A 25689-nucleotide genomic window follows, 5' to 3' on the forward strand; every position below is an offset into this window, starting at 1 on the left:
TTTTACAGAGTTGTTAGCGTTACGTCACTTTTTTTGTGTAATTGCATGATTTTAAATCGCTAACCTTGAAAAAATCCATGTTGATTGTTCGGCACAACAGAACAGGGATCTTGATGGATGATGACGTCCGAGCCGGGAAACTTCTTGAGTAACGCCTGCTCAATTTGATCGGCCACCTGATGGGCCTGCACCAGCGGCAGCTGATCTTCCATCTCCAGATGCAGCTGGATAAAACGCGTGGGGCCCGATTGTCGCGTGCGTAATGCATGCGCGCCGCGTACGCCCGGCCAGTTGGTCACCACGTTGATAATCTCCTGCGTTTCATGCTCGGGCAAAACGCGATCCAACAGCGCCTGTACCGCGTCATAACCCATCCGCAACGCGTTATAGAGAATGTAAACGCCGATGCCGAGCGCGAACAACGCATCCGCCCGTACAAAACCATAGCTGCTCAAACCGAGGGCGACCAATATTGCGCCGTTCATTACCACGTCAGATTGATAGTGCAGCATGTCTGCGCGAATCGCCTGGCTGCGCGTGCGTCGCACCACCCAGCGCTGGAAGGCAACCAACGTCAGGGTTGAAAACAGCGCAATCACTGTCACCACAATGCCCACCAGCGGCGCATGTAAGGTTTCGGGCGAGGCCAGATGCTGAATGCCGGTGAGAAACAGAAACAGCGCCGAGCCGGAGATAAACATGCTTTGCGCCAGCGCGGCCAGTGATTCGGCTTTACCGTGGCCGAAGGTGTGATCGTCATCGGCCGGCTGCAGCGAATAGCGCACCACCAGCAAGTTGGTTAGTGAAGCGGCGATATCCACCAATGAATCCACTAACGCCGCCAACATACTGACTGAACCGGTATGCCACCAGGCGAAAATTTTCACGATTAACAGCAACGTCGCCAACGTAGTCGCCGCCAGCGCCGCCCGATTCACTAACTTTGCATAGGAAGAATCCATGCTATGCCTCGCCGGGTCGCACGCTTCATAGGTGCGGCCTTTAGGTCTCAAGATGGCTAAAGTTTATCATCGGCATAAGTGTGCTGCGTGATTGAATTTTAAGGCAATGATGTTAGAGAGAAATGACAGGCAAAAAAAACCCCCGCATCATGCGGGGGAAGACAGGGATGGTGTCTATGGCAAGGAAAACAGGGATACTATGTTACTGGTTACTGCTGGTACTACTCACTGCTTGCAGCGGTGATGATGGCTGCAATCCTGAGAGCCGACGAACTTCAGCTAATCGTCGCTCATAATTTTTCTGCAATGTCGCTTGCTGTGCAGGCGTTAGCAGGTGATACATCTGATTACGAACCCGAGCCATCTCGACTTGCTGTTCTACCGCTGCGCGGGCTTGTTTCTCTGCCTGCTGTCGGATAGCCGATTCGTTAAATTTGTCTGCAATGACAAGGTCATGCATAGTTTCTATATCTTGAACGCTGATGGTTGGGCGTTCGTGTCGCGCTTGCTGCATCAGGTCTCGCATCTGTTGCCGCTGTTGTTCAGTCAGCTCAATGCCATCGAACATGTAGCTTTGCGGATTTTGCGTCATACTGCCTGTCGTCAATCCGCTGTTCGGATGCATCTCGTCAATCGTCGTCGTGTCTGCTGCTTCGGCGCTGGCGTGACTGAGAACCATCGCTGAGGCAATGACGACGGCGGTTAAGTAGCGCATCGTTAACTCCCAGTTCGTTCCGTTTTGCGATTCAACGAGAGCCAGTGTACGGCGGTGGCTGCAAACATCCGTCAGGGGGTGTAAAACTACGTAAAGCGTTGGATTGCAAGTCAAGGAACACGGTATTTTGCCTGCGGAGGGCAATAAAAAATGAATAAAATCCTGTTGGTTGATGACGACCGCGAATTAACTTCGCTGCTTAAAGAACTGCTTGAGATGGAAGGTTTTGAAGTCATTGTGGCAAGCGATGGTGAGCAGGCGCTTAACCTGCTAGACAACACCGTGGACTTGCTATTGCTTGATGTGATGATGCCGAAGAAGAATGGTATCGACACTTTGAAAGAACTACGCCAACAGCACCAAACTCCGGTCATTATGCTGACTGCACGTGGCAGCGAACTGGACCGCGTTCTGGGCCTCGAACTGGGTGCAGATGACTATCTGCCTAAACCGTTTAACGATCGTGAACTGGTAGCGCGTATTCGTGCCATTCTGCGCCGTTCAAACTGGAGCGAGCAGCAACAGCAGCACGATAACAGCTCACCCACGCTGGAAGTCGACTGCCTGCGCCTGAATCCGGGTCGTCAGGAAGCCAGCTTCGACAGCGAAACTTTGGACCTCACCGGCACCGAGTTCACCCTGCTCTATTTGCTGGCACAGCATCTGGGTCAGGTAGTATCGCGTGAGCACCTTAGTCAGGAAGTGTTGGGCAAACGTCTGACACCGTTTGACCGCGCTATCGATATGCACATTTCTAACCTGCGTCGTAAATTGCCGGAACGTCGTGATGGTCATCCGTGGTTTAAAACCCTACGCGGACGCGGCTATCTGATGGTTTCGGCATCATGATTGGAAGTTTAACCACCCGCATCTTCGCCATCTTCTGGCTCACGCTAGCGTTGGTGTTGATGCTGGTTCTCATGGTGCCTAAACTCGATTCGCGCCAGATGACCGCGTTACTGGAAAGCGAGCAACGTCAGGGCACCATGATTGAACAGCACGTTGAAGCGGAGCTGTCTCAGGATCCACCCAACGACTTAATGTGGTGGCGTCGCCTGTTCCGCTCCATCGACAAATGGGCGCCGCCCGGTCAGCGTTTATTATTAGTGACCAGCGAAGGCCGGGTGATTGGCGCGCAGCACAATGAAATGCAGATCATCCGCAACTTTATTGGGCAGTCGGATAACGCCGACCACCCACAAAAGAAAAAGTATGGTCGCGTGGAGATGGTTGGACCTTTCGCGGTCCGCGATGGCGAAGACAACTATCAGCTCTACCTGATTCGTCCTGCCACCAGCTCGCAGCTCGATTTCGTTAATCTGCTGTTTGACCGCCCGCTACTGCTGCTGATTGTCACGATGCTGATCAGCTCGCCGCTGCTGCTGTGGCTGGCGTGGAGCCTGGCGCGCCCCGCGCGCAAACTTAAATATGCGGCGGATGAAGTGGCAAGCGGCAATTTGCGCCAGCATCCGGAACTGGAATCGGGGCCGCAAGAGTTTCTGGCTGCGGGTTCCAGTTTCAACCAAATGGTGAGCGCGCTCGAACGCATGATGACGGCGCAACAGCGTCTGCTATCCGATATCAGCCATGAATTGCGTACGCCGTTAACTCGCTTGCAGCTGGCAACCGCGCTCCTGCGTCGGCGTAACGGTGAAGGCAAAGAGCTGCAGCGCATTGAAACGGAAGCGCAGCGTCTGGATGGCATGATTAACGATCTGCTGGTGCTGTCGCGAACGCAGCACAATAACGCGTTGGTTAGCGAAGCGATGAAGGCCAATCAGCTGTGGAATGGCGTGCTGGAAGATGCCAAATTTGAAGCCGAGCAGATGGGCAAACTGATGGAAGTGCCCTATCCGCCTGGCCCGTGGCCGCTGTACGGTAATCCCCATGCGCTGGAGAGTGCGCTGGAGAATATCGTGCGTAATGCGCTGCGCTATTCGAATTCGCACATCAGCGTCAGCTTCTCGGTGGATATTGCGGGCATCACCATTCATGTCGATGATGATGGTCCAGGAGTCAGCCCAGAAGATCGCGAGCAGATTTTCCGTCCGTTCTACCGCACCGATGAGGCGCGCGATCGTGAGTCAGGCGGCACCGGATTGGGCCTGGCGATTGTCGAAACCGCCATCCAGCAGCATCGCGGCTGGGTTAAAGCGGATGACAGCCCGCTCGGCGGTTTACGCCTCACGCTGTGGCTGCCGCTGTACTCCGCCCGTCAATAATTTGTTATGCTTCGGCCCTCGTTTCTGGGGGCCTTATGCTAAACATTGTCTTATTTGAACCTGAAATTCCGCCAAATACCGGCAACATCATTCGCTTGTGCGCAAATACCGGTTTCCAGTTACACCTGATTGAACCGCTGGGCTTTGCCTGGGATGACAAGCGCCTGCGCCGCGCCGGGCTGGATTACCACGAATATACCGCCTTAAAAAAACACGCCAATTACGCAGAGTTTCTGGCAACAGAAACGCCACAGCGCATGTTCGCCCTCACCACCAAAGGAACGCCTGCGCACAGCGCGGTGAGCTATCAGAAGGGTGATTATTTGGTGTTTGGTCCGGAGAGTCGCGGTTTACCCGCAGAAATTCTCAACGCGCTACCCGCTGAGCAGAAAATCCGCATTCCGATGATGGCGGAGAGCCGCAGCATGAACCTGTCTAATGCAGTATCAGTGGTGGTGTATGAAGCGTGGCGCCAACTCGATTATGCTGGCGCACTGATCAAAGGCTAGATGCCGTCGCCGTACTCAAAGCCTGCGCCGTTGAAGTGCTGATCCATATCCATCGAGGGTTTATCGCTGGTCGGTTTACCGACAATGCGCGCTGGTACGCCGGCCGCCGTGGTATGCGGCGGTACAGGCTGCAGGACAACCGAACCGGCTCCGATTTTTGCGCCGCGCCCCACTTCAATGTTGCCCAGAATCTTGGCGCCGGCGCCAATCATCACACCTTCACGGATCTTCGGATGGCGATCGCCGCTGGTTTTACCGGTACCGCCGAGCGTCACCGATTGCAGAATAGAAACATCATTTTCAATGATTGCCGTTTCGCCGATGACAATGCCGGTGGCATGGTCAAGCATGATGCCGCGACCAATGCGCGCCGCCGGGTGAATATCCACGGCAAATGAGACGGAGATTTCGTTCTGCAGATAGACAGCCAGCGCGCGGCGGCCCTCTTTCCACAGCCAATGGCCGATGCGATAAGCCTGCAAGGCGTGGAAACCTTTGAGGTAAAGCAGCGGCGTAGAGTATTTATCAACGGCGGGATCGCGCTGGCGTACAGCCTGAATATCGTAGGCCGCAGAGACAATCATCTCTGGGTCTTCACGATAGGCTTCTTCCACGATTTCGCGAATAGCGATAGCGGGCATGATCGGGTTCGCCAGCTTGTTAGCGAGCATGTAGCTGAGCGCGCTGCCGAGGTTTTCGTGTTTGAGCAGTGTCGCATGGTAAAAGCTGGCCAGCATCGGTTCACAGTCGGCCAGGGCTCTGGCTTCGGCTTTGATATGGTTCCAGACCAGTTCTAACTCTTCAGACGACATTGCTGTTTGCTCCCGATAAAAAAAGCGCCTGATGGGGCGCTACAGGTGGTGACGCTGGCGCATCCTGCTTTAGCTTTGGCTGTTTTCGTCCTTCCTTGCACGGCCAAGTAAGGTCAATGCTGCCTCTCGCGCTGATTTTCCGCAATAGAGCACCTGATAAATCTGCTCGGTAATCGGCATTTCTACGCCGACGCGCGCGGCCAATGCTTTGACTTCTTTGGTGTTTCTGTAGCCTTCTACAACTTGTCCGATAATGCGTTGCGCCTCGTCTACGCTCTCGCCTTGCCCCAGCATCATGCCGAAACGACGGTTGCGCGACTGATTATCGGTACAGGTCAGCACCAGATCGCCTAAACCGGCCATGCCCATAAAGGTGGTGGCATCGGCGCCCAGCGCTGCGCCAAGACGGCTCATTTCCGTCAGGCCGCGAGTGATCAAGGCGGTACGCGCGTTGGCACCAAAGCCAATGCCGTCAGAAATCCCCGCACCAATCGCAATCACGTTCTTCACCGCGCCGCCTAACTGCACGCCGATGAAATCCTGATTGTTGTAGACGCGGAAACTTTTGCCGCAGTGCAGCTTCTGCTGCAGGTCTTCAGCGAACTCCGCATCGGTGGATGCCAGTGCGATGGCCGTTGGCATGCCGGCTGCCAGCTCTTTTGCAAAGGTAGGTCCGGAAATCACCGCGAGTGGAATCGCATCGCCGAGGATTTCACGCGCCACATCCTGCAGCAACCGGCCGGTCTCTTTTTCCAGTCCTTTAGTCGCCCAGACAATCCGCGAATCGGCACGCAAATGCGGCTTAAGCTGCGTCAGCACGTCGCCAAATACATGGCTCGGCACGACGACCAGCAGATCGCGACTGGCGTTAACCACGGTTGCCAGATCGGCTTCAGGAACAAGATTATCAGGGAAAGGGACATCGGGCAGGAAAGCGGCATTGCAGCGGTCAGCTTGCAGCTGCGCCACGCTTTGAGGATTGTGGCCCCAGAGCAGAACCGGATGGCCGTTGCGGGCCAGCGTGATGGCCAATGCGGTGCCGTACGAGCCGGCACCGATGACGCTAATTGAAGCGTTGAGTGTAGTCATCAGGCATCCTGATGTGGCGCTTCGCCTTCACCTTGCTGCTGCAGATAGTTCATGAACAGCGCATCGAAGTTCACTGGCGCCAGGTTGAGCTGCGGGAAAGTACCACGAGACACAAGGCTGGTTACGCATTCGCGTGCATACGGGAACAGAATGTTCGGGCAGTACGCGCCGAGGCAATGCGCCATCTGCGTGCCTTCGATACCGCTAATGGTGAAAATGCCCGCTTGCTGTACTTCACACAGGAATGCGGTTTCTTCGCCAACGGTTGCCGTTACGGTAACGCGCAGAACGACTTCAAAAACGCCATCAGCTAACTGAGAAGAGGCGGTGTCCAGATCCAGCTTCACTTCCGGTTCCCACTCTTTCTGGAAAACCTGCGGTGCATTTGGCGCTTCGTAAGAAACATCTTTGGTGTAAACACGTTGAATCTGGAACTGCATTTCGCTGCTGCTTTGCTCTGACATGTGACTAAATCCTGTGAGTTAAAATTGTCTGACCGAAAAGTTATGCCTGGAGTAAAGGATCAAGTCCCTGACGCCCATCCAGCGCGTAAAGATCGTCACAGCCGCCAATGTGCTGCGCATCAATAAAAATCTGTGGCACCGTAGTGCGGCCGCTGCGTTGAATCATCTCTTCACGTTTCGCCGCGTTCCCGTCAATGGGAATCTCCTGGAACGACACGCCTTTCTGATCCAACAACGCCTTTGCACGGTGGCAATAAGGACAAGTGACTTTGGTGTAGATCTCTACATTCGCCATACGGTTACCTCTGAGAAGTTATTTACCGCGCACCAGTGGCAGATTTTCACCACTCCAGCCGCTCACGCCATCTTTCAGAACGGAGACTTTTTCAAAACCCGCTGCGCTCAATTTCGCTGCAGATTCACCCGCACTTTGACCGGTCGCGCAAACTACAATTATGTGCTGTGACTTGTGCTTTTCCAGCTCGCCAAAGCTCTCTTTTTTGATGTCTGCTGCCGCTACGTTGATAGCCCCAGAAATGTGTCCTTTGCGGTAATCGTCACGTGAACGCACGTCTACCACCACCGCGTCCTCTTTGTTAATCAGGTGGGTAGCTTCACCACGGCTGATAGTTTTTACTTTAGAGAACATACCTTTAACGGTGGTCACAATCACGAGAACGAGTAAAGCGACCCATGCCAGACTGAGGATGGGGTGATTGCTTGCAAACTGCATAATTTCTTGCATGAGGGGTAACGACTCCAAACCGGGCTGATAAGCTAAAACAAGGGTTCTGAGTATACCTGCGCCACTTCGCATGTACAGTCGCTAAGGGGACAGAGTTACGATTTGTGCGTCATTTTCCAAAAAAAGTGTTCTAATCCCAAAATTAAGACAAAGTTTATGCCGGTAAGCTCGGCACAGACATTTTTAGTAAAGTAAAACCCGGCCGGGCTAACTGGTAAGCGGCTGTTCATCGTGGAATAATTATCGACTATGAAGGGAAAAGCGACCGTTACACACACAAGGACCCGTTACAACGGCACTGCGCTTCCGTTGTCATTTCGCTGGTCCGAAATCTCCCTGAGTCTGCTTCTGGCGGGCACATTATTACTTCCTGCCGCTGCACGCAGTGCGGATGACAGTAAAACGCAGTTGAAGTCCATTCAGCAGGACATTGCCGAGAAAGAAAAGAGCGTTAAAGCGCAGAAAGTGCAGCGCAGTAAGTTGTTGGATCAGCTGCAAAGCCAGGAAAAAGTGATTGCGCAGGCCAGCCGTCAGCTGCGCGAAACGCGTAACAGCCTCAGCACGCTTGAGGGTGAAATCGCGCAGGTCACCTCTTCTATCTCGCGGCTGGAAAAGCAGCAAGCACAGCAGGAAAAACTGCTGGCACAACAGCTTGATGCCGCCTTCCGTCAGGGACAGCATAATGGTCTGCAGTTGCTGCTCGGAGGCGAAGAAGCCCAGCGCAGTGAGCGCATTCTTGCCTATTTCGGCTATCTCAACGCCGCACGCCAGAAAAACATCGACGATCTCAAACAAACCCAGCAGCAATTAGCGGAACAGCGTCAATCATTGCAGGGCAAACAGGAGCAGCAAAAATCGTTGTTGGCCCAGCAGCAGACGCAGCAAAGCAAGCTGGAAGTCGCCAGCGCGGCGCGTAAGAAAACGCTCACCATACTGGAAAGCTCGCTGGAGAAAGATCAGGCGGACCTGGTTGAAATGCGTGAGAACGAAAGCCGCCTGCAAAGCAAAATCGCTAAGGCAGAGCGTGAAGCACGCGAACGTGCGGAACGCGAAGCGCGCGAGGCGGAAAAAGTGCGTCAGCGTCAGGCGCAGGCGAAAGCCAAAGGATCAAGTTATCAGCCAACGCAGAGTGAGCGCGAGCTGATGGCGCGTACCGGCGGATTAGGCAAGCCCGGCGGGCAAGCGGTTTGGCCGGTACGGGGACGTATTGAACATCGCTTCGGTGAATCGATGCAGGGCGAATTGCGCTGGAAAGGTCTGGTCGTCGATGCGCCAGAAGGTACCGAAGTGAAAGCCATCGCTGATGGACGCGTATTGATGGCCGACTGGCTGCAAGGCTATGGTCTGGTTGTCGTTCTGGAACACGGTAAAGGTGATATGAGCCTTTATGGCTACAACCAAAGCGCACTGGTGAGCGTGGGTGCTCAGGTGAAGGCAGGACAGCCTATCGCCCTTGTGGGCACCAGCGGCGGCCGCGGCACGCCTTCGCTCTACTTTGAAATCCGACGCCAGGGACAGGCCGTCAATCCACTACCGTGGTTAGGAAGATAAGTTTTGTTTCAACCCTCTAAGCTCTCGGCCGCCCTATGCGGCCTGTTTCTGTCACTTTCCGCCCATGCGGGAAAACTCTCCATCGTGATCGATGACTTTGGTTATCGGCCAAAAGAAGAGAATAAAGTGCTGCAGATGCCCACCGCGATTTCCGTTGCGGTCCTGCCGAATGCGCCCCATGCGCGTGAGATGGCCACCAAAGCGCATCAGGGTGGTCGCGAAGTGCTAATTCACCTGCCGATGGCACCGCTCAGCAAACAGCCGCTGGAGAAAGACACGCTGACGCCCGAGATGAGCAGCACGGAAATCGAGCGGATTATTCGAGAAGCCAGCGGCAAAGTGCCTTTTGCGGTTGGCCTGAATAACCATATGGGCAGCAAAATGACCTCCAGCCTGCCCGGCATGCAGAAAGTGATGCAGGTGCTCAATCACTACAACTATTACTTTCTCGATAGCATGACGATTGGCAATAGTCAGTCGATCCCAGCCGCGCAAGGTACCAACGTTAAAGTCCTGAAACGCCGCGTGTTCCTTGATGATAGTCAGGATGAGGCTTCAATCCGCGCGCAGTTTACCCGCGCAGTGAAACTTGCGCAGCGCGATGGTTATGCCATTGCGATTGGTCATCCGCATCCGACGACGGTGCGCGTACTGCAGCAGATGCTGCCGACATTGCCAGCCGATATCACGCTAGTGCGGCCAAGCCAGTTGCTGAATGAGCCGCTGCATCAGGGTGCGACTCCGCCGCCATCCAAAACCCAGCCGCCACGCTTCCGTGCGCCAGGCGTGTGTAAGCCGGGCAAACCATTGCCGCCCGTGCCGCAGCACTATGCCGTTGAGTTGATTAGTGAAAGCATTGCGCAAAGCCCATTGTTCAAGCATTTAGAGTCTTTGTTCTAAATTAAGTCAAAGTGCAAATCGGCCTTAACGTTAGCCTCTATACGGGGCTGATGTTTTTTTCGTTATAATGGCGAAATTATTTTTTGCTATGGCTGTCGAATAGTCAGATTCTCTAGGGTAAGCCGTATTAATGAAAAAGCGTTGGAAAATAAATCTAATTAACTCCGTGCTGAGTCTGCACGCTAAACTGAGCCAAATCGACAGAAATAAGTCCCCGCTGAGCGCGACCCATGAGTTCGAGCGCATCGTTATTTTTTCGACGACGGCATTAGGTGACTTGCTGTTTAACACACCAGCAATAAAAGCGATTAAGCGCCGTTATCCATCCGCCAAAATCATGCTGGTTTCCAGCGATAAAAACCGCGATCTGGTTGAAGACAGCGAATGGTTTGATCAAGTGGCTATTTGGGACAATAAAATTGTCCGTGCGCCTAATCTGATCAGGAAACTACGCCGTTTCAAACCTGATCTAACGCTGCTACTGCACTCCAGCTTAGGCTACGATATTCTTTGCGCGCGGTTAAGCGGCTCAAAATATCTGGTTAGAGATAATTTCGGTAGCGATAATCCTGTATTTAATCATTGGCTTGATCTCTACTCACCGCGAGCAGAATCACACATTATTCAACGTAAACTGAATCTTATTGGTTCATTAGGCTGTGACACCACTGATATCCGCATGGAATTTCCTATAAAAGTTGATAATGGTCACCAGCAGGAAAGCTCAACCATTGTCGGTTTTCAAATGGGCGCATCAGGTGATAACCGTCGCTGGCCCGTGGAACACTTTGCACAATTGGCAGAACGTATTTTTAGCCATAGTCCAGAATCCACTTTGGTTCTGACTGGCGCCGGCCAGGATCGCCCGATCGAAAGCGCCTTCTTTGCACTACTGCCAGAAAAGTATCATCATCGGGTCACTTCATATATTGGCAAAACGCGTCTGCCCGAACTGCTTCAGCTTATTAAGCGAATTGATGTATTGATAACGGGCGATACGGGGCCATTACATATTGCTGTTACCGCGCAAACGCCGACGGTAAGTCTGTATGTGGGTGCCAATCCTCGCCATACTGGACCTTATCAGGATCTGGATATTCACCAGATAATCCGTATTGAGCCTGAGGAAAATGATGACCCACAATTTCCTATGCGGAAAATCAATGTGGAACAGGTCTATAACGCAGTGTTGAAAACGTTAAATTGATAATATATACCAGGTTTTAATGTGAAGCCTGGTATAGTTTTTTATAAATTAGAAAAATAAAAAAGAATAAATAGATTTCAGGTTGTGATCTATTTTAAAAAATAGCTTCTGGTGTAGCCTTCTCAAAAATATTCTCATCAAGAGCACTTTCTAATGAAAGGTTATACGCTTTAATCCCCGCTCGTTCTAATTCCCGGCTTGCATGGATAAAGGCGGGTTTAATAACCGCGCTAAAGTTAGATTCAAGTAGGCTTGGAAGCTTATCATTGTCGCTTTCATAAAAGCGCGGCGCTGAAAAATTATTCATATCAACGCCAGCTAATAAAATACGACTGGCACCCAGCCAGACGGATATCTGCAAGGCCCAATAAGCAACCGTGCCAGCATCGAAAACCCCCTGACATATATCCCAGGAAAAACCAGATATGAATGGCGTTTCAGAGAGAGAGATCCCCATTTTCCCCTGATAATTGAGGGCATATTCTTCAGGGCGAACGATACTTCTGAATACTTTAAAGCTGAGATCTTCAATAATTGCCAGGCGGCACTTAACGTCCCGTAAATCAGCGCGCTGCAAGATATCATTGAAGCAGTGCACGGTTGTAAACAGAACCAGCTTTTCGTCATTAATAATATCAGTGACAAGATCGAATCTTTTATCGATAAATCCCCGATCGACGATGACATAATATGCAAAGGTAATTCTATCGCGCAGATTATAGGCGCCATTCACGCCCACAAATGTGGTGCTGGCAAGTTTCTCAATGTCTAATGATTTAACCGAAGGGCCAGTAGCCAGGATTGTCACATCTCCCGTTATCGTGGCACGCAATGCGATGAGATCCTCAATCTTAACTTGCTTTCCCCAGTAGCTTAGCCGCTGAATATTATCGGTTTTGGCTCGGCGGATCTTAATATGGGGCCACAAGTTTTCGTTATGTCTCAATGCCCTTGCATGAGTATAACGATAGATTTGTTTAAAAATTGAGGTCATTCAGAGCAGTTCCTTCAATTTTTCCATAACCATCTCGGCCGTAATTGCCTGCATGGTACCATCGCTTGCTTTTAATTCATGCTGATTCTTGCCATACCCGCCAATCAATCCCGGATCGGTGGGACCAAATAGCGTGATATTCGGAAGATCCAGCGCTGCCGTCAGATGACTTAAACCGGTATCTACCGACACCACCGCGCGCGCACCAGCTAATTCTTGCGCTACCTGCTCCAGCGTTAACTTAGGCAATACCTCAACATGGTCGAAGCCTTCGGCCAGACGCTGTGCGCGTTGATGTTCATGCTCTGCGCCCCACGGCAATTTCACGCGCAATCCTGTTGGCTGAACTAACTCAATCAGCGCACGCCAGTGTGACTCCGGCCAGTGTTTGTTATCACGCGTGGTAGCATGCAGAAACACCAGATAAGGCTGCGTGTCATTGGGCAGCGTAGAGCGGAAATGGCCGGCAATCGCGTAGTCGCCCTGCGTTGCAGGCTTTTCATAGCCGAGGCTTTTGGCAAACAGCTCGCGCGTGCGTTCGACGGCATGCTGTTGCTTGTTGATTTCATGGCGTTTGTCATACCACCAGCTGGCGAAAGGTTCGCGTGCGCTGCGGCTGTCCTGCCCGTGCTTCTCGCCTTTTGCCAGGCGCGTCACCAGCGCGGCGCTTTTGATCAAACCTTGCGCATCCAGCACTACATCATACTGACGCGATTGCAGCTCACGCTTAAATTGCACACGCTCTTCACGCTGCTGGCTACCGAACCAGTGCTTGCGCCAGCGGCGAATCGCCACCGGCAGCACTCTATCCACAGCCGGATGCCAGGCGGGAATTTGAGCAAAGTTTTCTTCAACCACCCAATCAAACTTGATGCCAGGAATCGCCTGCATCGCATCCGTGAGCGCGGGCAAGGTATGCAGCACGTCTCCCATCGAGGAGGTTTTAACAATCAAAACGTGCATCTTTACTCCTGCACCGGATGCAACAGCGCGCTCAATTCCTGATGGACGCGCGCTGGCTGAATATCAATCAGGCTCTGGTGATAACCTTGTTCGGCATCACCTTTGCGGACTTTGTGATAGCCGGTGATTAAACGAATAATGCGCGCGTGCTGAGACAACGGCGGAGTGAAGTCCGGGCTGCTTGGACCATACAGCGCCACCAGCGGACGATTAAGCGCCGCAGCGATATGCATCAGGCCGGAATCGTTACTGACCACCGCCGCACAGTTCGCCAGCAGAATCACGGCTTGCCCAAGTTGCGTTTCACCCGCCAGATTTTTACAGTGCGCACGCGCCGCTTCTGACAGCGTCTGCACAATGGTGTCGCCGGTTTCACGATCTTTCGCCGAACCGAACAGCACCACCTGATAACCTTCGCCAATCAGCTGCTCTGCCAGCGCGGCATAATGATAATGCGGCCAGCGCTTCGCCGGGCCAAACTCTGCACCCGGACAAAATCCAATCACTGGACGATCGGCTGACAGCGCAAATTGCGCCGCCGTCATCCGCTTTTCATCGTCATCGACGCGCAATTGCGGCCACAGCAACGGCTGCGGCAGCTGCTGCGCGGAAGCAACCGGTTTGTCATAGCCGAGCGCCACATAGCGCTCAACCATCAACGGAAAGGCCGCTTTGTCCAGCACGCGGACATCATTCAACACGCCATAGCGCATCTCGCCGCGCCAGCCGGTGCGACGTTTGATCCCGGCGAAAAACGGCACCAGCGCAGATTTGAAGGAGTTCGGCAGCACATAGGCGCGGTCATAGCCGCTGGCCTGCAGGGTTTTCCCCAAACGACGACGCTCGCCCAGCGCCAATGCGCCGTGGCCGAGCGGCATCGCCAGCGCCTGATTCACTTCCGGCATACGCGACAGCAATGGGCGGCACCAGGCCGGCGCCATCACGTCGATCACCGCTTCAGGATGCTCAGCCTTGAGCGTGCGATAGAGACTTTGCGACATCATCATATCGCCGACCCATGATGGGCCAATAACCAGAATTTTCATCGCTGCTGCCGGTTTCCTTATACGTTACGGTTCAGCCAGGCCATGTATTCGCCCACGCCTTGCGCAACGGTTTTGAACGGCTTGTCGTAACCGGCTGCACGCAGATTGGTGAGATCGGCTTGGGTAAACGCCTGATAACGGCCTTTCAGCTTGTCCGGGAACGGAATGTATTCAATCTGGCCTTTCTGATGGAAGTTCAGCACCGCATCCGCCACTTCCTGGAAAGATTCAGCACGGCCTGTTCCGCAGTTGTAGATACCGGAAACGCCGTTTTCCCAGCACCACAGATTTACCGCAACCACGTCATCAACATGGATGAAGTCGCGGCGGAAATCGTCGCTGCCTTCGAACAGTTTTGGATTTTCACCGTTGCTAATTTGCGTATTGAGGTGGAACGCGACGCTCGCCATACCGCCTTTGTGGCCTTCACGCGGACCGTACACGTTGAAGTAACGGAAGCCGCACACCGGTGAGTCTGCTTCAGGCAGAATCTGGCGCACGTAGTGATCGAACAGCATTTTTGAGTAGCCGTACACATTCAGCGGCTGCTCGTACTGGCGCTCTTCGATGAAGTTCTCATTGCGGCCGCCGTAAGTGGCAGCAGATGAGGCGTAGAGGAACGGGATTTCGCGCTCGAGGCAGAAGTGCAGCAGATCTTTGGAGTACTGATAGTTGTTATCCATCATGTACTTGCCATCCCACTCGGTGGTTGCGGAACACGCACCTTCATGGAACACGGCTTCGATGGGGCCGAGATCTTCGCCAGACATGATGTAGCTGAGGAATTCCTCTTTATCCATGTAATCGGCGATGTCGAGATCCGCCAGATTCACGAACTTGGTGCCATCCTTCAGATTATCCACCACCAAAATGTCGGTCAGACCGCGGTCGTTCAGCGCTTTAACAATGTTGCTGCCAATCATGCCAGCGCCACCGGTTACGATAATCATATGCTTTGCCTTTAAAGAGTTGGGGGGAAACAGGAGGTTTCACCCACGAATGCCTATCATCATAACATTTCAGCCAGACGCAGGCAGCCAGATGACGCCGTATGCGCTGCACAAATCCTGTTCGCAGCGTGAACTATGCTGCAAAACCGAGATATTGATGGCTAAAATGTCGTTGATTCGCTTTTCGATCAGTAATATGTGCCAAATATTTGCTATCTGAGGAGCATAATCATGTCCAGTCAGTTTTATTCGCAAATTCGTCAACAACTTGAGACAACACGTCAGGACGGATTGTTCAAACAAGAACGCACCATCACGTCGGCGCAGCAGGCAGAAATCAACGTTGCCAACAGCCCGCCCGTCATCAACTTCTGCGCCAATAACTATTTGGGTTTAGCCAATCATCCGGCATTGATCCAGGCGGCGAAAGACGGCATGGATTCGCACGGTTTTGGCATGGCCTCGGTGCGCTTTATCTGCGGCACGCAGGACATCCACCAGCAGCTGGAACACAAGCTGGCTGCGTTCCTCGGCATGGAAGACGCGATTCTGTTCTCGTCCTGCTTTGATGCCAACGGCGGCCTGTTTGAAACGCTGCTCAGCGCCGAAGACGCGATTATTTCAGATGCCCTTAATCACGCATCGATCATTGATGGCGTGCGTTTGTGTAAAGCGCAGCGCTATCGTTACGCCAATAATGACATGAGTGAGCTGCGTGCGCGTTTACAGGAAGCACGCGACAAAGGCGCGCGCCACATCCTGATTGCCACCGATGGCGTGTTCTCGATGGATGGGGTGATTGCCAATCTGCAGGGCATTTGCGATCTGGCCGATGAATTCGATGCGCTGGTGATGGTCGATGATTCCCATGCGGTGGGCTTTGTGGGTTCTGCCGGACGCGGCACGCACGAATATTGCGGCGTGATGGATCGCGTCGACATTCTGACCGGCACGCTGGGTAAAGCGCTGGGTGGCGCATCGGGCGGCTACGTGGCGGCGAAAAGAGAAGTGGTTGAGTGGCTGCGTCAGCGCTCGCGTCCGTATCTGTTCTCCAACTCGCTGGCGCCTGCGATTGTGGCTGCCTCGCTGCGTGTGCTGGAGCTGCTGAGTGAAGGTGACGGTTTGCGCCAGCGTCTGTGGGAAAATGCCCGCTTCTTCCGCGAGAAGATGACTGCCGCAGGCTTCACGCTGGCCGGCGCCGATCACGCCATCATCCCCGTAATGCTGGGCGATGCCAAAGTGGCGCAGCAATTTGCCAGCCTGTTGCAGCAGGAAGGAATCTACGTCACAGGCTTCTTCTATCCGGTGGTACCGCAAGGTCAGGCACGTATCCGCACGCAGATCTCTGCCGGACATACGCAGGCGCAGCTGGAACACGCCGTGGCGGCCTTCACCCGTATTGGTCAACAGCTGGGCGTTATTTCAGGAGCAGGGAAATGAAAGCACTCGCCAAATTAAAAGCCGAAGAAGGCATTTGGATGGTCAAGGACGCGCCAATACCTGAACCCGGCCATAACGACCTACTGATTAAGATTCGTAAAACCGCTATCTGCGGTACCGACGTGCACATCTACAACTGGGATGACTGGTCGCGCAAAACCATTCCGGTGCCGATGATCACCGGCCACGAATATGTGGGTGAAGTGGTGGGAATGGGCCAGGAAGTTAAGGGCTTTGCCGTTGGCGATCGTGTTTCCGGTGAAGGCCACATCACCTGCGGCCATTGCCGCAACTGCCGCGCTGGACGCACGCATCTGTGCCGCAATACGGTAGGCGTTGGCGTCAATCGTCAGGGCTGCTTTGCCGAATATCTGGTGATTCCGGCGTTTAATGCCTTTAAAATTCCCGACAACATTTCTGACGAACTGGCGGCGATTTTCGATCCCTTTGGCAATGCGGTGCACACTGCGCTTTCGTTCGATCTGGTGGGCGAAGATGTGCTGATCTCCGGTGCCGGGCCGATTGGCATCATGGCGGCGGCAGTGTGCAAGCACGTCGGCGCGCGCCATGTGGTGATCACCGACATCAACGACTATCGCCTCGATCTGGCGCGCAAAATGGGCGTAACGCGCGCCGTCAACGTGGCGCAGGAAAATCTGCGTGATGTGATGGCCGAACTCGGCATGACCGAAGGTTTTGATGTCGGTCTGGAGATGTCTGGTGCGCCACCGGCGTTCCGCACCTTGCTGGAGGTAATGAACCACGGCGGCCGCATCGCGCTGCTGGGCATTCCGCCGGGCGAGATGTCCATCGACTGGAATCAGGTGATCTTTAAAGGCTTGTTCATCAAAGGCATCTACGGCCGCGAGATGTTCGAAACCTGGTACAAGATGGCGGCGCTGATTCAGTCCGGCCTCGATCTCACCCCTATCATCACCCATCGCTATCACATCGATGAGTTCCAGCAGGGCTTTGATGAGATGCGCTCGGGAAGATCCGGCAAAGTGGTGTTGAGCTGGGATTAAGCACTCATAAAAGGGAGCAATGCTCCCTTTTATGATTATTCAGCCAGCGCCAGATAGCGCTGGCAAATCACTTTGGTATCAAAAGCAGCGAACTCATCAGCATGGAGCTGAGGCGGAGCCTGATAAATCTCCAGCATCTTTTCTGCCACTGATTCAGGTGTTAAATCCGCCAGTCCGCGCGCCAAATCGCCTTGTAGTAACGAAGCTGGCCCACCCGGACAGCGCGTACTCACCACCGGCGTACCGCACAGCATCGCTTCAATCAGGACATTACCAAAACCTTCGCTGTCCGAGCTGACTATCAGCATTGTTGCCCGGCTAATCCACGCATAAGGATTGAGCGTAAATCCCTGAAAGATGACGCGATCCGCAATACCCAACTGCTGGGCCAGCGTCTGCAGCGCAGCTTTACGCTGCGGTGATCCCTGGCCTAATAACACCAGCGGCAGCGGTATGTTGCTCAGTGCATAGGCTTGCAACAAGCGATCATGACGTTTGGTTTCGTGAAATCGCCCCACATGGACCAGAAATCCTTGCGGCGGCACATCAGCCGGCTCGGCTGCACGTTGCATAATATCTTCGATATCGAACGGATTACCAATCACGGCCTCGCGCGCCGGCGTAACCGCAAAAGCAGTCTTTAGGTCTTCCACCACAGCAGCAGAGACGCCAATCACGTTGCGTGCCTGATAAACACGGTGAATTTTGCGTGCTTTTAACCAGCGCGATAGTCCCGCACGATGGCCCAGATAGGAGGCGGAGAATACACCGTGTAGACAAAACCAGGTTTTACGAGGCAAGAGGGTTCGACAACGGCGCACAATACGATCGGTTTTGTGTAAATGAGATACCACTAAATCGTACTTACCGGCGCTCTGCTCCGCCCGCAGAACAGCGTCATCCAGCAATCTGGCGCGACGCGTTAATTCGGTCAGCTTGCGCCAGGGCTGACGATTAGTATCCTGGATGACCTGATAATCAACGCCGTCAGGCAAAGGGTAATCGCATACTTTGCGCAGCGAAAACAGCGACACCCGATGTCCCAACTCAAGCATACCGGTCACCAACGTCAGCACGACTTTTTCGGCTCCACCGCCCGGTAAACCATCAATCACCATCAGTATGCGCTTTGACAAAATGCTCCACCTGTCTGATTTTAAAACTCTGTTTGACTAAATAATGCCGCGTGAATCTTAACGCAGTCTGCTAGCAAATCCGATTTTTCACGGCGCTATTTTCGCTTTAAGCATCCGCAGCAATTAGTTTTGCGTCACTGAAAAGCACAGCGTAACATTGCGATTTTATTGGCCTCAGGCGGCAAACATGACCCGGCATGCTTTCCTTATTACCATAGACACCGAAGGCGACAACCTTTGGCGCAATCATCGCTCCATCACCACTGAAAATACCGGCTATTTGCCACGCTTTCAGGCTTTATGTGAGCGCTATGGTTTTAAACCTACCTGGCTAACCAACTATGAAATGGCAACGGATCCTGCTTTTGTCGAATTCGGCAAAGATGTGATTGCACGCAACCAGGGCGAAATCGGCATGCATCTTCACGCCTGGAACAGCCCACCGGAAGCGCCACTCACCGATGATGACTGGCGCTGGCAACCTTTTCTGATTGAATATCCCGATGCAGTACTGCGGGATAAAGTTGCTTATATGACTGATCTGCTGGAGGAGAAGTTCCAGACAAAAATGCTCAGCCATCGTGCCGGACGCTGGGCTTTTGATGAGCGCTATGCGGCGATCTTAACTGAACTGGGCTATAAGGTAGACTGCTCCGTCACACCGCGCGTTAACTGGGCCTTCACCCGTGGTGCGCCGCAGGGGAAAGGCGGCACGAACTACACTCACTTCCCGCATAAACCTTATTTTATCGATCCTGACGACATCTCACGCAGCGGTCGCTCCTCGCTGCTCGAAATCCCCATGAGCATTCAATACAAGTATTCACCGCTGATGAATACGGTCAAACAGGGTCTGTACCGCTTACGCGGCAAACAAAAGAGTCCTGCCGTTTATTGGTTACGTCCATCAGGCGGGAATCTGGCTGACATGAAACGCGTGGTTGAAATGTCGCTGGCCGAAGGCCAGGATTACGCCGAGTTTATGCTGCACAGCTCAGAATTTATGCCTGACGGCAGTCCAACGTTCAAAAACCAACAGGATATCGAGCGACTGTACGAAGATTTAGAAGCGTTGTTTAGCTGGTTAGCCCCCCGCTTCGTCGGACAAACACTGTCGGAGTATCACGACAACTTCAAATTGCAACAGGCTTAACGCTGAGTTGCTGCCATGCTTCCCATACTGCTTCTGGCGAGACATCCTGACATTCGCCCGAAGCGGTCTGCATGATCCGGTATTCCCCTGACCACGGATGCCACCGGCTGGCATTGGTATCACCAAAAAACACCACCTGCTTTTTGTGCAGCCCGGCGGCAAGATGCATCTGCCCGCCATCGCTACACAGAATCTGCTCACAGCGATCAAAACCCGCCACCAGTTCGCGCACAGATGCGGTGGGATAGCGCGCCACACGCGGCGAATTGACCAACTGCATCAGCTCATCGGTGCGTACTGCATCGCCTTTATCATTGAAATCAAGCGTTCCCTGCGGCGACCAGAATACCAGCACGCGCGCCTGCTCATCTTCCAGCAGCTTATTGATAAAGGCCGCATAGGATTCAACCGGCCAGCGGCGCTTTGGGCTGCGGCTACTGATGTGCACGCCGTAAACCTTGCCCAATGAGGGGAACAGAGCGCTGATGCGTTTGCCAGCTGCTTCACGTTCGCTGGTGGAGAGATAGAGATTCACAGCGGGTATAGCAGGCGGCGTGCTGGTTAGCGCAGAGAGATAAGAGTAAGTGTGTTCAACCTGATGCTCGCCGTGGAAATCACTTTTCTGGAACGGATGATCAAGCTGTGCGTCATTCTGAGCCGCGCCAATCACATTCCCTGCACCGGCCATTTTCGCCAATCGCAGACTGTATTTACACGGCACAGGATTCGCCAGAATGGTCGCATCAAAGCGCGTTTTACGCAGCGCCAGCATGACCTTTATTCGCTGCCAATAGACACCTAGCGTGGTTTCGTTTTTAGCGCGGTGCTTAGCTTTCTTGTAAACATACAGGCGATCAACATGCGGATTATGGCTCACCACATCCTCAGCAACTTTGTTTACTAACAAGGTCAGTTTTGCCTCGGGAAAGGCCCGTTTTAATCCTTCCAGTAGCGGGGTGGTACACACCATGTCGCCAATGTTATCGCGCCTAATCACGAGAATATTTTTCATGCTGATGCCCAGATTGAGGAGCGTTGTCTCGCTTATCCACTAAGACAAACTCAAAAAAAAATGCGGAAAACCAGGGAACAAAAGGCTTTTGACCATTAATGTGCAAAAAGTTCTGAATTCCTTACTAATAATTGATGTAATAAATTTGTAAATTATTAGATGAACAATGTCGCAAACTATCCCTTTGCTCTCGGTCATCACGCCCCTGTTCAACGCTGGCGTGATGTTTGAGACGTTTATGAATTCGCTGCTGGCTCAAACTCTCACCTCACTGGAAATTATCATTGTCGATGATGGTTCCACTGACGGTTCGGGCGAACGTGCTGATGCTTATGCGCAGCAGCATCCCCATGTTCGCGTTATCCATCAGACCAATGGCGGCGTATCGCGCGCGCGTAATGCGGGCTTAGCGGTGGCGCGCGGTAAGTACGTTTCGTTTCCGGATGCTGACGACACCATGGATGCCGCGATGTATCAAACGCTGGTTGAGATGGCGGAGCGCGACAACCTGGATGCCGCACAGTGCAACGCGGAATGGTTTTTCAAAGCCAGCCAGCAAGTAAAACCGCTGATTCCGCTCGATCGCCTCACCAGCACCGAGGTACTGAGCGGCCCTGAGTGGCTTAATAAGGCGCTGCAAACGCATCGCTACATGCATGTGGTTTGGCTGGGCATTTACCGCCGAGAGTTGATCGAACAGCTCAAACTCTACTTTGAACCCGGCCTGCATCATCAGGACATTCCATGGACCACCGAGTTCATGCTCAACGCGCAACGTGTGCGTTACACCGATAAAGTGTTGTACTGCTACTACATGCATGATGCTTCCATCAGCAACCGTAAGCGCACCGGCCAGCGTAATGTGGAATATCAGCGTCACTACCTGAGAATCGCGCAGTTGCTGGAAGAGCTCAATGCACGCTACCGTCATAAGGTAAAAATCTACCCGGCATTTCACTACCAGATTACGCATGAGGCGCTCAGCGTCTGCCACAGTATCCGACGCGAACCCGAAGAGAGCGCACGTCAGGCGATGATTGCCGATCTGTTCGCTACGCAAACTCACAGGCGCATGCTGCGTAACGCGCGCGGTATAAAGCAATGGTATCAACTGCTGCTGTGGCTAAGCCGGATTTACCGCTGGCGCAAGAAATAAGCGCCGCGTCCGGCTTTCACGCCTTTGGGGTTTGCCTTACAATCAGCTGACTGAATTCTGAGATCATTTGAGTATGGCAAGCCCGATTCCAGACCAATTTGCACCGAAAAATATTCTGCTGATCAAGCTGCGTCATCACGGCGACATGCTGCTGACCACGCCCGCGATAAACGCGCTGCGCCAACGCTATCCTCAGGCGAACATCGACGTTCTGCTCTACAAAGAAACCCGTCCAATGCTGGAGGCGCACCCGGCCATTCGCCAGTTGCACATCATCGATCGCAACTGGAAGAAGGAAGGCGGCTGGCAGAAATTCCGGCATGAAATGGCCCTGCTTTCCGCGGTGCGCGCGTGCCATTATGACCTGGTGATTAACCTCGCCGATCAGTGGCGCAGCGCCATCATTACCGGATTCTCTGGCGCGCCGGTGCGTATTGGTTTCGCCTTCCGCAAACGTGATAACGCCTTATGGCGCTGGATGCACAACCATCTGGTCAGTACGGAAGATCATCATCAGCTGCATACGGTTGAACAGAATATGGCCGCGCTGAAGCCGCTGGGCATCAGCGCCGCCGGCGCAAAAGCCTCGATGCATTTCAGCACAGCCGATCAACAAAAAGTGCAGGATGTACTGGCTCATCATGCGGTGAAAATGCCGTTTGTTGTGCTGCAACCCACTTCACGCTGGCTGTTTAAATGCTGGGAAGATGAAAAAGTCGCACAGCTAATTGATGCGCTCGCTGCCGAAGGCCGCACCGTGGTACTGACGGCGGCGCCGGACCAGAAAGAAATGGCAATGATCGCCAATATTCAGTCGCTGTGTCGCAGCCACAATGTGGTGTCGCTGGCGGGAGAATTATCCTTGCCGCAGCTGGCGGCGCTGATTGACGCGGCACAGCTGTTTATCGGCGTAGATTCTGCGCCGATGCACATGGCCGCCGCGCTGGAAACGCCGTGTCTTGCGCTGTTTGGACCGACCAAGCTGCAACACTGGCGTCCGTGGGGCGATCATAATCGCGTGATTTGGGCCGGTGATTACGGCCCGCTACCCTCGCCAGACGACATCGATACCAACACGCAACAGCGCTATCTTTCTGCCATTCCCGTTGAGGATGTGGTGGCTGCCGCCCGGAGTTTTTTGCATGAGTAAGTTACGCCTGGCGATTGTCCGGCAGAAATACCGCCCAGACGGCGGCGCTGAACGTTTTATTTCGCGTGCGCTGGAAGCGCTGGATAGCGAGCAGCTCGATCTCAATATCATCACTCGCAGCTGGCAGGGCACGCCGAATCCGGCCTGGCATCTGCACATCTGCAATCCAGCGAAATTCGGTCGCATCTCGCGCGAGCGCGGTTTTGCGTGTGCCGCGCGTGCATGCTGGGAACGCGAAAAGTTCGATATTGTGCAAAGCCACGAACGCATCGCCGGTTGCGATATCTTTCGTGCCGGTGATGGCGTGCATCGCGTCTGGCTGGAGCAGCGCGCGCGCATTGTGACGCCGTGGCAGCGCTTAAGCGCCCGCCTTAGTCGTTATCATCGTTATGTGTTACAGGCGGAAGCCGATATGTTCAACGCGCCGTCGTTGAAAGCGGTGATCTGTAACTCAGAGATGGTGAAACAGGATATTTTGCGTCATTTCAGGCTCGATGCCAGCAAGATCCATGTGATTCACAACGCGATTGATAGCCAACGCTTCCAGCCAGCCAGCGAAGCGCTGCGTCATGCAGCACGTCAGCAGCTCAAACTGCCGCAGGATGCCACGGTGATGATTTACGTGGGTTCGGGTTTTGAGCGTAAAGGCTTAAAAGCGGCGATTGAAGCGGTGGCGAAAAGCGATCGCTATCTGGTGGTGGTCGGCCAGGATAAGCAGCTGTCGCGCTATCAGCAGCTGGCAAACCAGCTCAATTGCCTCGATCGCTTACGCTTCGTCGGCGTGCAGCAGGACGTGCAACCGTTCTACCATGCAGCCGATGCGCTGCTGCTGCCTACGCTTTATGATCCCTTCCCAAATGTAGTGCTGGAAGCGATGGCTTGCGGCCTGGCGGTGATCACCAGCACCGGCTGCGGCGGCGCAGAGTTTATCACTGCGGGTCAGGAAGGTTTTGTCTGCGATGCATTAGATATCAACGCGTTAAACGAAGCCGTGCTGGCAACACCGGCGCTTTCACACAATTCTGCCATGGGCGAAGCCGCACGTCGCAGAATTGAACCTTATGGTCCGCAGCGGCTGGCGCACGCGCTGACCTCGCTGTATCAGCAAGTGCTGCAGACCAGCTGACGAAGTGGTATGAGCAGGCGGTTAATTTCTGATAACATGCCGCCTTTCATCTGTTTTTTGACGCGATTCTGTCGTAACGGTAACTATGACGACTCTATACACAGCCTTGCTCTACCTGATTCAGCCACTAATCTGGTTGCGCCTGTGGCTGCGCGGTCGAAAAGCACCGGCCTATCGTAAACGCTGGGCAGAACGCTACGGCTATTGCAGCGGAAAAGTGCTGCCACATGGCATTGTGCTGCACTCGGTTTCCGTCGGCGAGACGCTGGCGGCAGTGCCGCTGGTGCGCGCGTTGCGCCACCGCTATCCAACGCTGCCGATTACCGTCACCACCATGACGCCAACCGGCTCCGAGCGTGCGCAGTCCGCGTTTGGCAAAGATGTACACCACGTTTACCTGCCCTACGATCTGCCAGGTTCGATTAACCGTTTCCTCGATACCGTCGATCCGCGACTGGTGATCATCATGGAAACCGAGCTGTGGCCAAACATTATCCGTATTCTGCATCAGCGCAAGATTCCGCTGGTAATTGCCAACGCGCGCCTATCTGAGCGCTCGGCCAAAGGCTACAAGAAACTCGGCGGCTTTATGCGCGACCTGCTGCAGCGCATCACGCTGATTGCCGCGCAAAACGCCGAAGATGGCGACCGTTTCCTCAGCCTTGGCCTGAAACGTTCGCATCTCACCGTTACCGGCAGCCTCAAGTTTGATATCTCCGTAACGCCAGAGCTGGCGGCAAAAGCGGTCACGCTGCGTCGTCAGTGGGCGTCGCGTCGTCCGGTGTGGATCGCCACCAGCACTCACGAAGGCGAAGAGGCAATTGTGCTCGATGCGCATCGACGTCTACTGCAGCAGTTCCCCGATCTGCTGCTGATTTTGGTGCCGCGCCATCCGGAACGTTTCAAAGATGCCTGCGACCTGACACAAAAACGCGGCTTCAGCTTTATCCTGCGTAGCAGCGGCGAAATTCCATCAAGCTCCACGCAGGTGGTGATTGGCGACACCATGGGCGAGCTGATGATGCTGTACGGCATCGCCGACCTCGCCTTTGTTGGCGGCAGCCTGGTTGAGCGCGGCGGCCACAATCCGCTGGAGCCGGCAGCGCATGCCATTCCGGTGCTGATGGGCCCGCACATCTGGAACTTCAAAGATATCTGCGCCAAGCTGCAGCAGGCCGAAGGGCTGATTACCGTTACTGACGTGGTATCGCTGCAGAAAGAAGTCGCTAACCTGCTGCAGGATGACGATTATCGCCGCTATTACGGCCGTCATGCTGTGGAAGTGCTGCATCAAAATCAGGGCGCATTACAGCGTCTGCTACAGTTACTCGAACCTCACCTACCGCCGCGAGCTCACTAATT

Annotated in this window: 26 protein-coding genes; 13 read left to right on the plus strand and 13 right to left on the minus strand. The window is 53.7% G+C overall.

Annotated features, from left to right (window positions below; all coding sequences use genetic code 11):
* Window positions 1–59 precede the first annotated feature (59 nt).
* Together fieF and cpxP are read right to left on the minus strand one after the other, a co-directional pair.
* Window positions 60–962, minus strand: a complete 903-nt coding sequence (fieF, locus tag PO881_RS18800; RefSeq protein WP_280172214.1) for a CDF family cation-efflux transporter FieF — start codon at window positions 960–962, stop codon at window positions 60–62.
* A 202-nt stretch (window positions 963–1164) separates the two neighbouring features.
* On the minus strand, window positions 1165–1677 hold the full coding sequence (cpxP, locus tag PO881_RS18805) for a cell-envelope stress modulator CpxP (RefSeq protein ID WP_101760664.1): 513 nt from the start codon (window positions 1675–1677) through the stop codon (window positions 1165–1167).
* Window positions 1678–1827: 150 nt separating this feature from the next.
* On the opposite strand from cpxP, the gene cpxR reads away from it, so the two are divergent.
* From cpxR to trmL, 3 genes are read left to right on the plus strand one after another with little or no spacing between them, the layout of a single operon-like run.
* The gene (gene cpxR / locus PO881_RS18810) at window positions 1828–2526 is read left to right on the plus strand and encodes an envelope stress response regulator transcription factor CpxR (RefSeq protein WP_007885339.1); all 699 of its coding nucleotides are present in this window, start codon (window positions 1828–1830) and stop codon (window positions 2524–2526) included.
* Window positions 2523–3899 carry an envelope stress sensor histidine kinase CpxA gene (cpxA, locus tag PO881_RS18815; RefSeq protein ID WP_101760665.1) on the plus strand — a complete coding sequence of 459 codons (1377 nt, stop codon included), beginning with the start codon at window positions 2523–2525 and terminating at the stop codon, window positions 3897–3899. Before cpxR ends, cpxA begins: the two co-directional genes overlap by 4 nt.
* Window positions 3900–3934: 35 nt before the next feature.
* On the plus strand, window positions 3935–4408 hold the full coding sequence (gene trmL / locus PO881_RS18820; RefSeq protein ID WP_101760666.1) for a tRNA (uridine(34)/cytosine(34)/5-carboxymethylaminomethyluridine(34)-2'-O)-methyltransferase TrmL: 474 nt from the start codon (window positions 3935–3937) through the stop codon (window positions 4406–4408).
* Here trmL and cysE read toward each other — a convergent pair.
* The 5 genes from cysE to PO881_RS18845 all read right to left on the minus strand — a co-directional run bounded on the left by cysE (window position 4405) and on the right by PO881_RS18845 (window position 7518).
* On the minus strand, window positions 4405–5220 hold the full coding sequence (gene cysE, locus PO881_RS18825) for a serine O-acetyltransferase (RefSeq protein WP_007885334.1): 816 nt from the start codon (window positions 5218–5220) through the stop codon (window positions 4405–4407). The genes trmL and cysE overlap by 4 nt on opposite strands.
* Window positions 5221–5289: 69 nt before the next feature.
* On the minus strand, window positions 5290–6309 hold the full coding sequence (gene gpsA / locus PO881_RS18830; RefSeq protein WP_101760667.1) for an NAD(P)H-dependent glycerol-3-phosphate dehydrogenase: 1020 nt from the start codon (window positions 6307–6309) through the stop codon (window positions 5290–5292).
* A complete protein-coding gene (gene secB, locus PO881_RS18835; RefSeq protein ID WP_101760668.1) occupies window positions 6309–6773 on the minus strand; it encodes a protein-export chaperone SecB in 465 nt (154 codons plus the stop codon). The genes gpsA and secB overlap by 1 nt, the downstream gene beginning before the upstream one ends.
* A gap of 40 nt (window positions 6774–6813) precedes the next feature.
* Window positions 6814–7068: a glutaredoxin 3 gene (gene grxC, locus PO881_RS18840; protein ID WP_007885328.1), complete on the minus strand. Its 255-nt coding sequence runs from the start codon at window positions 7066–7068 to the stop codon at window positions 6814–6816.
* An 18-nt stretch (window positions 7069–7086) separates the two neighbouring features.
* Complete coding sequence (locus PO881_RS18845) at window positions 7087–7518, minus strand: rhodanese-like domain-containing protein (RefSeq protein WP_008109709.1); 432 nt, start codon at window positions 7516–7518, stop codon at window positions 7087–7089.
* Window positions 7519–7767: 249 nt separating this feature from the next.
* On the opposite strand from PO881_RS18845, the gene envC reads away from it, so the two are divergent.
* The 3 genes from envC to PO881_RS18860 all read left to right on the plus strand — a co-directional run bounded on the left by envC (window position 7768) and on the right by PO881_RS18860 (window position 11176).
* Entirely contained in the window at window positions 7768–9069 is a 1302-nt protein-coding gene (gene envC / locus PO881_RS18850; protein ID WP_137386767.1) for a murein hydrolase activator EnvC, read from the plus strand.
* A 3-nt stretch (window positions 9070–9072) separates the two neighbouring features.
* Complete coding sequence (locus PO881_RS18855) at window positions 9073–9969, plus strand: divergent polysaccharide deacetylase family protein (protein WP_192415316.1); 897 nt, start codon at window positions 9073–9075, stop codon at window positions 9967–9969.
* 130 nt (window positions 9970–10099) lie between these two features.
* Window positions 10100–11176, plus strand: a complete 1077-nt coding sequence (locus PO881_RS18860; RefSeq protein WP_277974244.1) for a glycosyltransferase family 9 protein — start codon at window positions 10100–10102, stop codon at window positions 11174–11176.
* Between the two features lie 94 nt (window positions 11177–11270).
* Here PO881_RS18860 and PO881_RS18865 read toward each other — a convergent pair whose 3' ends face one another.
* The 4 genes from PO881_RS18865 to rfaD are packed head-to-tail and all read right to left on the minus strand — an operon-like array spanning window position 11271 to window position 15129.
* Window positions 11271–12170: a sugar glycosyltransferase gene (locus PO881_RS18865; RefSeq protein ID WP_280172215.1), complete on the minus strand. Its 900-nt coding sequence runs from the start codon at window positions 12168–12170 to the stop codon at window positions 11271–11273.
* Entirely contained in the window at window positions 12171–13133 is a 963-nt protein-coding gene (gene rfaC / locus PO881_RS18870; protein ID WP_280172216.1) for a lipopolysaccharide heptosyltransferase RfaC, read from the minus strand.
* A 2-nt stretch (window positions 13134–13135) separates the two neighbouring features.
* Window positions 13136–14179, minus strand: coding sequence for an ADP-heptose--LPS heptosyltransferase RfaF (rfaF, locus tag PO881_RS18875; RefSeq protein WP_280172217.1), 1044 nt, complete (start codon window positions 14177–14179; stop codon window positions 13136–13138).
* Window positions 14180–14196: 17 nt separating this feature from the next.
* On the minus strand, window positions 14197–15129 hold the full coding sequence (gene rfaD, locus PO881_RS18880) for an ADP-glyceromanno-heptose 6-epimerase (RefSeq protein ID WP_101760676.1): 933 nt from the start codon (window positions 15127–15129) through the stop codon (window positions 14197–14199).
* A gap of 231 nt (window positions 15130–15360) precedes the next feature.
* Here rfaD and PO881_RS18885 point away from each other — a divergent pair, with 231 nt between their 5' ends.
* Window positions 15361–16569, plus strand: a complete 1209-nt coding sequence (locus tag PO881_RS18885) for a glycine C-acetyltransferase (RefSeq protein ID WP_210081794.1) — start codon at window positions 15361–15363, stop codon at window positions 16567–16569.
* The gene (gene tdh / locus PO881_RS18890; RefSeq protein WP_101760674.1) at window positions 16566–17594 is read left to right on the plus strand and encodes an L-threonine 3-dehydrogenase; all 1029 of its coding nucleotides are present in this window, start codon (window positions 16566–16568) and stop codon (window positions 17592–17594) included. Before PO881_RS18885 ends, tdh begins: the two co-directional genes overlap by 4 nt.
* Before the next feature lie 35 nt (window positions 17595–17629).
* On the opposite strand, the gene PO881_RS18895 is transcribed toward tdh, so the two are convergent.
* Window positions 17630–18712 carry a glycosyltransferase gene (locus tag PO881_RS18895; protein WP_280172922.1) on the minus strand — a complete coding sequence of 361 codons (1083 nt, stop codon included), beginning with the start codon at window positions 18710–18712 and terminating at the stop codon, window positions 17630–17632.
* Window positions 18713–18917: 205 nt separating this feature from the next.
* On the opposite strand from PO881_RS18895, the gene PO881_RS18900 reads away from it, so the two are divergent.
* The gene (locus PO881_RS18900) at window positions 18918–19883 is read left to right on the plus strand and encodes a polysaccharide deacetylase family protein (RefSeq protein ID WP_280172218.1); all 966 of its coding nucleotides are present in this window, start codon (window positions 18918–18920) and stop codon (window positions 19881–19883) included.
* On the opposite strand, the gene PO881_RS18905 is transcribed toward PO881_RS18900, so the two are convergent.
* A complete protein-coding gene (locus PO881_RS18905) occupies window positions 19864–20895 on the minus strand; it encodes a glycosyltransferase family 9 protein (RefSeq protein ID WP_192415304.1) in 1032 nt (343 codons plus the stop codon). The genes PO881_RS18900 and PO881_RS18905 overlap by 20 nt on opposite strands.
* A 166-nt stretch (window positions 20896–21061) precedes the next feature.
* Between PO881_RS18905 and PO881_RS18910 the strand changes: the two genes are divergently transcribed.
* The 4 genes from PO881_RS18910 (at window position 21062) to waaA (ending at window position 25687) form a co-directional block, all read left to right on the plus strand.
* A complete protein-coding gene (locus PO881_RS18910; RefSeq protein WP_280172219.1) occupies window positions 21062–22051 on the plus strand; it encodes a glycosyltransferase in 990 nt (329 codons plus the stop codon).
* A gap of 73 nt (window positions 22052–22124) precedes the next feature.
* Window positions 22125–23201, plus strand: a complete 1077-nt coding sequence (gene rfaQ, locus PO881_RS18915; protein WP_192415300.1) for a putative lipopolysaccharide heptosyltransferase III — start codon at window positions 22125–22127, stop codon at window positions 23199–23201.
* Window positions 23194–24327 (plus strand): glycosyltransferase family 4 protein, encoded by a 1134-nt coding sequence (locus PO881_RS18920; RefSeq protein WP_192415299.1) that lies wholly within the window; start codon window positions 23194–23196, stop codon window positions 24325–24327. Before rfaQ ends, PO881_RS18920 begins: the two co-directional genes overlap by 8 nt.
* 85 nt (window positions 24328–24412) lie before the next feature.
* Window positions 24413–25687, plus strand: a complete 1275-nt coding sequence (gene waaA, locus PO881_RS18925; protein WP_101760684.1) for a lipid IV(A) 3-deoxy-D-manno-octulosonic acid transferase — start codon at window positions 24413–24415, stop codon at window positions 25685–25687.
* Window positions 25688–25689 lie beyond the last annotated feature (2 nt).

This window comes from Pantoea sp. SS70 (assembly GCF_029866845.1).
GTDB classification, from domain to species: domain Bacteria; phylum Pseudomonadota; class Gammaproteobacteria; order Enterobacterales; family Enterobacteriaceae; genus Pantoea; species Pantoea leporis.